The sequence below is a fragment of the Shewanella salipaludis genome (assembly GCF_012911865.1).
Taxonomy (GTDB): Bacteria; Pseudomonadota; Gammaproteobacteria; order Enterobacterales; family Shewanellaceae; genus Shewanella; species Shewanella salipaludis.
On the sequence record NZ_JAAXYH010000007.1, the window covers coordinates 213,820 to 221,212 of the forward strand.

Annotated in this window: 3 protein-coding genes and 1 pseudogene; all 4 read left to right on the forward strand. The window is 47.2% G+C overall.

Features of this window, described 5'->3' with window-relative positions:
- Positions 1-565 precede the first annotated feature (565 nt).
- Positions 566-1,504: a restriction endonuclease gene (locus HC757_RS11740; protein WP_169564547.1), complete on the forward strand. Its 939-nt coding sequence runs from the start codon at positions 566-568 to the stop codon at positions 1,502-1,504.
- A gap of 107 nt (positions 1,505-1,611) precedes the next feature.
- Entirely contained in the window at positions 1,612-4,026 is a 2,415-nt protein-coding gene (gene hsdR, locus HC757_RS11745; RefSeq protein ID WP_169564548.1) for an EcoAI/FtnUII family type I restriction enzme subunit R, read from the forward strand.
- A 29-nt stretch (positions 4,027-4,055) separates the two neighbouring features.
- Entirely contained in the window at positions 4,056-5,969 is a 1,914-nt protein-coding gene (locus HC757_RS11750) for a class I SAM-dependent DNA methyltransferase (protein WP_169564549.1), read from the forward strand.
- Positions 5,969-6,703: pseudogene (locus HC757_RS19050) on the forward strand (restriction endonuclease subunit S); the annotation flags it as partial. The gene HC757_RS11750 and the pseudogene HC757_RS19050, both read left to right, overlap by 1 nt.
- Positions 6,704-7,393: the final 690 nt, after the last annotated feature.

The window sequence follows — 7,393 nt, forward strand, 5'->3', positions numbered from 1 at the left end:
TGGTTTACCTAAAGTTAACTCTGTTTGAGTTTTTCGCCCCATTCGGGAGCAGTTTACTCTACCCCTGTGACGTGGATGTCCTGATTATCGATGCATTGCAGTAAGGGCGTCAGTTATTCGACGCTGGCATTGAACCAGACGGGGCGTAGGGGATAAGGCAGCTGTGTTGTCGAAATTCCTGGGCAAAGGTGCGTTTTTCGCTGACTGTTTCTGCCTGGGCATCAAACCCAGCCTGTTGGACCAGCTGGGTTTGATGCCCTAGCGACCCTGCTGCACCAGCAGCCTTCCATCCTGACTGATGATGTTGTTGATGCGCTCGCTGGAGCTATATGCCCAAGATAAAGTGTGCGCCCCAGGCTGCTCTGAATTACCCTGTACCAGATCCAACAGCAAAAGTGATTTAAAAAACAGCACAGGCCAAAGGCTTTAATCAGTCTCACTGGATACCATCCAACTTCTCTGGCACAATTCCTGGGTTAAGCAAGTCTTTGACAGACGATTAAAAAATCGTTAATGGCGACTCGCAGCTAGCCTGACAAAACTAACTCATAGATGAGGCGCAGGGATGGTAGATACAATTCCAAGCTACGAAGAGATGATGCCAGCAGTGCTCAAGGTGCTGGCAGATGGGCAGCTAAAATCGGTACGACAAATCACAGAAGAGTCTGCCGTTGCTTACGGATTCAGTGATGAACAAATTGCTCTCACACTGCCTAGTGGTAAACAAACTTACGTCTATAACCGTGTTGGATGGGCGAAAGAGTACCTGGTCAAGGCGGGTCTGCTTGAGCAGCCTAGTCGTGGTATGTGCCGCATAACTTCCAGAGGTCAGGCTGCATTAGCATCAGGGCAAAAGGTCAACAACCTATATTTGAGCCAGTTCGAGGAGTTTGTTCGCTACAAACTAATGTCTAGTCAGTCCACATCTCAGGCATCGTCAAAAGTTAAAGCTAAAGCTGCTGATGCTATCGATGAATCGAGTCTCACACCATCTGAGCAAATTTCAAAAGCCTTTGTAGCCCTTAACTCGGCCCTTGCCGATGAGCTGATTGAGCAAATCTATAGTCTCTCGCCTCAGTTCTTCGAGCAGTTGGTGGTCGATTTGATGCTCGCTATGGGCTATGGCGGTAGCCAGAAGGATGCCGGGCAGGCGACTCAATACACAAACGATGGTGGTATCGATGGCATCATCAAGGAAGATAAGCTCGGGCTCGACTCCATCTACCTGCAAGCCAAACGCTACCGCGATAACACAGTGGGTAGGCCAGATATTCAAGCCTTCGCCGGGGCGCTGGACATGCACCGCGCTCGCAAAGGGGTGTTTATAACCACCTCAAGTTTCAGTAAAGACGCCCGCGAATTCGTTTCAATGATTGAAAAGCGCATAGTGCTCATCGATGGCCGTGAACTGGCTGCACTCATGATAGAGCACAATGTCGGTGTTTCGACTCGCGAGCTTTATGCCATCAAGGCAATAGATTCAGATTATTTTTTGGAAGAGTGATGATTGAACCTGGGCAATCTGTGAATATCCTCAGCTGCATTAGATGATTAAGTCGAGATAAGATCTGCCTTGCGTGAACGCGTTGAATGAATGTAGGGAAAGCTAAGATGGACAAGTACAAACTCAGCGAACGTGATATCTGCACCAAGTTTATCACCCCTGCAATAGAGAACGCTGGATGGAAGCGTAATCAGTTTTTCGAAGAAGTTAACCTGACGGCGGGACGTGTCATGGTCAGGGGGAAACTTGCTGCGCGGATACAGAATCCAGAAGCTAAGGGCGGTCCTAAACGCGCTGATTATGTGTTGTATGCAAAACCAAATATACCTATAGCTGTTATCGAGGCGAAACAAGCAAAATTCTCAGTGGGTCACGGCATGCAACAGGCGCTTAGCTATGCTGAGATGCTCGATGTTCCTTTTGCCATAAGCAGTAATGGCAATAGTTTTCTTCTCCATGACAGAACAGGTGTAACTCATTCGGTGGAAACTGAATTAAGCCTTGATGACTTCCCCTGCCCAGACCAGTTGTGGCCTGTCTACGAGCGTTGGAAGGGCATAACTTCGACAACTAATACGCTCCTCGAGCAACCCTACCATAGTGATGGCAGCGGAAAGGGGCCCCGCTATTACCAACGAGTTGCCATCAACAGAACCATAGAGGCCATCGCGAAGGGACAAAACCGGATACTCCTAGTGATGGCTACCGGCACCGGGAAAACCTATACCGCTTTCCAAATCATTTGGCGGCTTTGGAAATCCAAGGCCAAAAAACGCATCTTGTTCCTTGCCGATCGCAATATCTTGGTTGATCAAACCATGCAGCAAGACTTCGCCCCCTTTGGCAAGTACATGCACAAAGTCACTGACAGAGCTGCGAAAAAGAATTACGAAATCTACTTGGCACTGTATCAAGCCGTCACAGGTAAGGAAGAATGGAAACAAACCTATCTTCAGTTTCCTTCAGACTTCTTCGATTTGGTCGTAATCGATGAATGTCACCGCGGCAGTGCTAAGGAAGACTCTGCGTGGCATGAAGTTTTAAAATATTTTGATAGTGCTACCCACATCGGCCTGACAGCTACTCCCAAAGAGAAGAAAGCAGTTGATGGCGAAATCATCAACCCGGAATTCAACTACAAATATTTCGGTGAACCCATATACACCTACTCACTTAAACAAGGGATTGAAGACGGCTTTCTCGCCCCTTACAAAGTTATCCGCATTGCATCCAACGTTGATGCATTAGGTTATACACCCGAAAAAGGCAAAATAGATAAATATGGTCATGAAGTAGAACAACGTCATTACAATACTAAGGATTTTGACAGGAACCTTATCCTTGAGAGGCGTACACGCTTCGTTGCCAAAAAAATATGGGAATACCTGTCAAACACAGACCCCATGGCAAAGACCATCGTATTTTGTGATGAACAAGACCACGCTGAACGTATGCGTCAGGAACTGGTAAAGCTTATCCCTGCTGCTGCAAGCAATCGCCGATACGTGATGAGAATTACGGGTGATGATAAAGAAGGCAAGGCGCAACTATCATACTTCATCGACAATGACGAGCCTTATCCCGTTATTGCCACTACATCTAAGCTGCTCACCACAGGTGTGGATGCCAAGACTTGCAAGCTCATTGTTCTTGATCAAAACATCAACTCAATGACTGAGTTTAAACAGATAATTGGTCGCGGTACTCGCCTAAGGGAAGATTACAACAAGCTCTATTTCACCATCATGGATTTTAAAGGGGCGACACGTCTCTTCTCCGACCCCGACTTTGATGGTGAGCCTGTAGTCATATATGAGCCCGAAGTGGATGAACCAGTAGTACCCACTGAAGAGGATGACAATCTTGATCAAGATCCGGAACCCAATAACGATGATCGCCCAAAAGACCGGACAGAAGTCCGCGAGCCTCGGAAAAAATTCTATTTGGATGATGTAGCAGTGGGTTTGGCTGCGGAACGTTCGCAATACTTGGATATTGATGGAAAACTCATCACAGAGGACTACCAGAGGCATCTAAAGGAACAGATAGAGCAGTCTCTCAAAGAGAGTTTTGGTACACTATCAGGCTTTCTAAGGCGTTGGAATGAGAGCGAGCGAAAGCAGGCCATCATCGACGAACTGGCCGAACATGGCATCGACCTGGCCGTATTGCAACAGGCGATACCCAATGGCAAAGAAATGGATGCATTCGATTTAATCGCGCACCTTGCTTTTGACCAAAAACCCCTGACTCGCAAGGAGCGAGCAAACCAAGTAAAAAAACGGGATGCGTTTGGTAAATACGGCGAGCAGGCTAAAGCGGTGCTGGAAGCCTTGATTGAAAAGTTTGCAGAAAACGGCGTGCTAGACATTGAAAACCCAACAATTTTAGAGCTACCCCCTTTCGATAGGCTCGGCAGCAAAACCCAGATTAGACGCGGAATTTTTGGCGGTATTGAACAATACCAGCAAGCCATTAAAGAGTTAGAGATTGAATTATACCGAGATGATTTGACTGCCTGATCGTCTCAATAATGTGGACCGACAATTACATGAATTTAACTAGCACAATCAAAAGCATCCAAGACATCATGCGTAAAGATGATGGCGTTGATGGCGATGCTCAGCGCCTTGGCCAACTCACCTGGATGCTATTTTTAAAGGTCTTTGACCAGCGCGAAGAAGAGTGGGACGACGATAACAGTAACTACGTATCGCCCTTGCCAAAGGGGCTACGTTGGCGTGACTGGGCTGCTTACGTTCCTGGTGCCGATGGCAAAAAAGCGCCACAAATTGCTGCCAGTGAAATCATCAGCTTTGTTAACAATAATTTATTTCCTGAACTCAAAGAAATAGATGCAAATGCCAGCCCGCTTCATAAAGTGATCCGTAGCGTCTTTGAAGATGCCAATAATTACATGAAGTCCGGCACCCAGTTACTGGCAGTAATTGAAAAGCTCGAAGAAGCCATTAATTATCATGACTTTAAAACCCGCGCCAATATCGGCGATGTGTACGAGCAACTGCTCAACGACCTCCGCGGCGCCGGTAATGCCGGTGAGTTTTATACCCCGCGCGCCATCACTGCTTTTATGGCTGACCGCGTAAACCCGCGCTTGGATAAACGCGAAACCGTGATGGACCCTGCTTGCGGAACTGGTGGCTTCTTAACCGCCGCCATCGATCACTTGCGCAACCAGCTCACCGACAAATCCAGCGCCGAAGATAAACACGCCATTGAATCACTTATTCACGGTATCGAGAAAAAGCAACTGCCGCATTTGCTGTGTACCACCAACATGCTACTGCACGGCATCGATGTACCCAGCCAGATCGAACATAAAAACACTTTGGGCAAGGGTTGGAATGAGTGGAGTAATAACGACAAGGTAGACTGCATCATCACCAATCCGCCCTTTGGTGGCTACGAAGATAATACGGTGGGTGGCGACTACCCAGCTGATTTAAGAACTCGTGAAACCGCCGATATGTTTATGGCGTTGATCATCAAAAAACTGTTAAAAGAAAACGGCCGCGCGGCTGTGGTGTTGCCCGACGGCTTTTTATTCGGCGATGGCATTAAAGGCACTTTAAAAAAACTATTGCTGCAAGAGTGCAAGCTGCACACTATTATCCGCCTGCCCAAAGGCGTGTTTGCCCCCTATACCACCATTAAAACCAATCTGCTGTTTTTTACTAAAGGTGCGCGGGTAGACGATGGCAGCGAACACTTTCATACCGACACTATCTGGTTTTACGAGCACCCCTACCCAGCGGCCTACAAAAGCTACAGCAAAACCAAGCCCATTCGCCTAGAAGAATTTAAACCCGAGCAAGATTGGTGGGGCGATGAAAGTGATGATTTCGCCAGCCGCGAAGAAAATGAATTTGCCTGGAATGTCGATTTCAAATCCAAGCGCGAACAGGCCGAAGCCGCGGCAGCGCCTCATTGGAAGAATGCTGAAAGTTTACGTAATCAAGCGTCAGATACTCGCAGGCAGGCAAAGTATCTCAGTGACTCTTTAACTGGTCGAAGAAAGGATGACGGCATTTCAGTGTTGCTTAATGAGCAGTTGACTGACTTACACACAGATTTAACTGGTGCAAGTGATAGCCAGCGCCTCTACACGGCTGCGCTCATCAGCGCCTTACAATCGGCTATTCAAGAAGCGACACCAGAAAGGGTTATTACCAACCTAACCAATGCTATCGAGGCCCTTAAAAATAAGGCTGATTCTCTAGACTTAAAAGCTCGCGATGCCCAAGCCGCAGGTGATCGCCTCTACTGGCCGATTTATAATCTGGATTTAAAAAACCCCAACGCGCCCGAAGAAGAAAGCCACGACCCGGATGAATTGCTGATTAAATACAAAAAACTGCTCGGCGAAATTGAAGAAACCGAAAACCAGTTAAAAAGCGAACTGGCCGCTGCGCTCTCTCATCACTTTAGCGGTGAGGATGCCTAATGGACGCACAACAGTTTTTGTCTGAATTTGGCCATATTGCCAATGCTTCGGGAGGCGTGGCTCGGTTAAGAGAGTTGATCCTACACTTGGCCGTATCTGGTGATTTGATCTCATTTGAGAATCCAAAAGATGCTTCACCATTGCTCAACTCCATCAATCGGCAGAAAAGCGAACATGTTGAAAAAAGGAAAGTAATTGCTGAACAATCACCTCCGTCAAGAGCAACTATTAGAGTCCCCGCGCATTGGGCTGTATGTCGATTAGGTGATCTTGCACTGACAATAACTGGTGGAGGAACACCCTCAAAAAACAATCCAAATTATTGGGGTGGCGATATTCCTTGGGCAAGTGTTAAAGATTTAAAAGACTTTAAATATCTGTATGACACTCAAGATCACATTACTGAAGATGGGCTTAAAAATAGCTCATCCAATCTAATTCCAGCAGGGCGAATTATCGTTTGTACTCGCATGGGGTTGGGGAAAGTTTTAATTAATCGAGTTCCGGTTGCGATTAACCAAGACTTGAAAGCGTTGGAATTACCTGTCGAAGTAAATACAGACTTCTTTTTAATTCTTTACAAGACTCGCGAAGTCAGTGGGACGGGCACGACGGTTTCCGGCATCAAACAAGATAAGCTTTTGGCTCTTCCCGCTGCGCTTCCCCCACTCGAAGAACAATCCCGCATAGTCGCCAAAGTCGATGAGTTGATGGCCCTATGCGATCTGATGGAAGCGCAGCAACAAAAGCGCCGCATCCTGCAAAACCAGCTGCGCCAAGCAACCCTGCAAGCCGTCGCCGCCAGCCAAAGCCCGCACGAACTGCAAGAAAGCTGGCAACGCCTGCAAGCCAACTTCGGCCAACTGTTTTCCTCGCCGGAGGATGTGGTTGCTTTCAAAGGGTTAATTCTTGACTTGGCCGTTTCTGGAAATTTATCGAACATCGAACAACGGCATGACTCAACAGGCGAGCAGCTGCTGGAAGCAATAGCGCAGCGAAGAATTTCTTGGTCACAGCAAGCGGAAGAACAGGAGAAAAAAGAGGCGCAGACCATGTTAAAAAAATTGCGCAACCAACAGTTAACTCTTCCAGAGATAAATATACCAACTCATTGGACTTGGGCATCTCTCCTCCAAGTCGCTCAGGTAATTATTGATTGCGATCATAAAACTCCCAAATATGCGGACAAGGGCATTCACTTAATACGCACTACGGATATTCGTGAAGGAAATATGCGGCTAGGTGCTACAAAAAAGGTCTCTCAAGAGAGCTACTTGCTGCGTTCAAAACGGCTAACTGTAGTGGTCAACCTTTTTTGGCCACGGTTTTATACGCAAGCCAGAACCTTCTCTCTGACTCACTTGGTGTCAGACCGCCATTATATTGATGCGGCCTGACCTGGCTGTAATATCCAACGATATATT